This window comes from Paraburkholderia sp. RL18-085-BIA-A, assembly GCF_046027075.1.
Classification (GTDB): Bacteria; Pseudomonadota; Gammaproteobacteria; order Burkholderiales; family Burkholderiaceae; genus Paraburkholderia.
Map to the genome: position 1 here is coordinate 1 of NZ_JARESU010000366.1, position 2082 is coordinate 2082.

The following is a 2082-nucleotide window of genomic DNA, read 5'->3' on the forward strand; positions in this document are numbered from 1 at the left end:
CGCGATACCGAAACCGACCTGCTGTACAACCACTCGCGGCGGGTCTTCCTGTTCGGGGCCCTGAGCGGAGAACGCAAGGGTCTGAAATACGACGCGGAACTGTTGTACCTGGGCGCCATGTTCCACGACATGGGCCTGATGCCCGCGTATAGCAGCGAGGGCTACCGTTTCGAAGTGGACGGCGCCAACGCCGCGCGTGATTTCATGACGCAGCACGGCATGAACGACTACGACATCGAACAGGTGTGGCTGTCGATTGCGCTGCATACCACGCCGGGCGTGCCTGAACATCTGAAGCCGGTGGTCGCGCTGGTCACCGCCGGGGTCGAGATGGACGTGCTCGGCATGGCCTACCACGAGTTCAGCGACGAACAACGGATTCAGGTGGTGGCGGCGCATCCGCGTGAGGAGACGTTCAAGAACGGCATCATCGACGCCTTCGCGCAGGGAACGATCAGGAAGCCGGAGACGACCTTCGGCAACGTCAAGGCCGACGTGCTCGCGCTTCGCGATCCGTCGTACAAGCGCCTGAACTTCTGCCAGATCATCCTGGGTTCCGCATGGGACGACAGCGCCGGTCACGCACACCATGCGGGCTGCGGTTGCAGCACCGATGCGGTGGCGCAGGGCGATTGAATGACCCCCACCCCCGCCACCCTGTTACGCAGATAGAGGATCTTTCATGAAAAAGCTGACTACCGTTTTCGGCGCACCCGTCGTCGACAACCAGAACATCCGGACCGCCGGTCCACGTGGCCCTGCATTGCTCGAGGACGTCTGGTTCCTCGAGAAACTGGCCCACTTCGACCGTGAAGTGATTCCTGAGCGTCGCATGCACGCGAAGGGCTCGGGCGCCTTCGGCACCTTCACCGTCACCCATGACATTACGAAATACACGCGTGCCGCGATCTTTTCCGAAGTCGGCAAGAAGACTGAAATGTTCGCGCGCTTTTCCACCGTGGCGGGTGAACGCGGCGCGGCCGACGCCGAGCGCGACATCCGCGGCTTCGCGTTGAAGTTCTACACCGAGGAAGGTAACTGGGATCTGGTCGGCAACAACACACCGGTGTTTTTCCTGCGCGATCCGCTGAAGTTCCCCGACCTGAACCACGCGATCAAGCGCGATCCGCGCACGGGCTTGCGCAGCGCGGAGAGCAACTGGGACTTCTGGACGCAACTCCCGGAAGCGTTGCATCAGGTCACGATCGTCATGAGCGAGCGCGGCATTCCGAAGACGTTCCGCCACATGCACGGGTTCGGCAGCCATACCTTCAGCTTCATCAATGCCGCTCACGAGCGCTTCTGGGTGAAGTTCCATTTCCGCTCGCAACAGGGTATCGAAAACCTGACGGATGCGCAGGCGGAAGCACTCGTCGGCCGTGATCGCGAGACGCATCATCGCGACCTGTACGAAGCGATTGAACGCCAGGAATTTCCGCGCTGGACCCTGTCGGTGCAGATCATGCCGGAGAAGGAAGCCGGCAGCTATCCGGTCAATCCGTTCGATCTGACGAAGGTCTGGCCGAAGCGCGACTACCCGCTGATCGAAGTCGGCGTGATCGAGCTGAACCGCAATGCAGACAATCATTTCGCCGACGTCGAGCAGGCCGCCTTTGCCCCTGCCAACGTGGTGCCGGGCATCAGCTTCTCGCCCGACAAGATGTTGCAGGGCCGGCTGTTCTCGTATGGCGATGCGCAACGCTATCGCCTGAGTGTCAACTACCACCAGATTCCGGTGAATGCGCCGCGTGGGGCGAAGTACGTGCACAGCTACCATCGCGACGGTCTGATGCGCGTCAATGCCAATGCGGGCGGCGCCACGCCCTATGAGCCGAACACGCGCGGCGAGTGGCAGGAGCAACCTGACTTCCGCGAACCGCCTCTGTCGATTGACGGTTCGGCGGATCACTGGAACCATCGTGTCGACGACGACTATTACTCGCAGCCAGGCGCGTTGTTCCGCCTGATGACGGCGCAACAGCAGCAGACGCTGTTCGATAACACGGCGCGGGCGCTGAACGGCGTATCGAAGCCGGTCCAGCACTTGCATATCGAACACTGCACGATGGCGGATCCGGCGTA

General features: G+C 61.7%; 2 protein-coding genes. Both read left to right on the forward strand.

Annotated features, from left to right (window positions below; genetic code table 11):
• Positions 1-636, forward strand: a 636-nt coding sequence (locus P0D89_RS52465) for an HD domain-containing protein (RefSeq protein ID WP_408371013.1), incomplete at its 5' end; no start/stop codon positions are given.
• A gap of 46 nt (positions 637-682) precedes the next feature.
• On the forward strand, positions 683-2082 hold a 1400-nt coding region (locus P0D89_RS52470; RefSeq protein WP_408371011.1), incomplete at its 3' end, for a catalase.